Source organism: Pseudoalteromonas sp. GW168-MNA-CIBAN-0100, from assembly GCF_040309225.1.
Lineage (GTDB): Bacteria > Pseudomonadota > Gammaproteobacteria > Enterobacterales > Alteromonadaceae > Pseudoalteromonas > Pseudoalteromonas arctica.
In genome coordinates, this window is record NZ_JBEOOL010000781.1 from 1 (window position 1) to 256 (window position 256).

At 41.8% G+C, this 256-nt stretch carries 1 protein-coding gene; it reads left to right on the forward strand.

What is annotated here, in order from left to right:
• On the forward strand, positions 1-256 hold a 256-nt coding region (locus AAEY62_RS23400), incomplete at both ends, for a LysR substrate-binding domain-containing protein (RefSeq protein ID WP_350636839.1).

Sequence of the window (256 nt, forward strand, 5' to 3'; positions counted from 1 at the left end):
TGGTAGTTGTGGATTGCAGTTTTATAGCCAGTTATTAGCTTTGCAAACAAAGCACCAAGGGCTGAATATTGACTACCGCTTTGCGCCAAATATAAGTGTTGAGCAGGCTGTAGCTAACCATAATGCCGACATTGGTTTTTTAACCCAAGCACCCACACTTAGCGAAGTAACCAGCCATAAAATAGGTACAGAGCCGTTACTATTAGTTACCCCTGCACATATTAAAACCCCAACATGGCAAGCTTTATGTGAACTT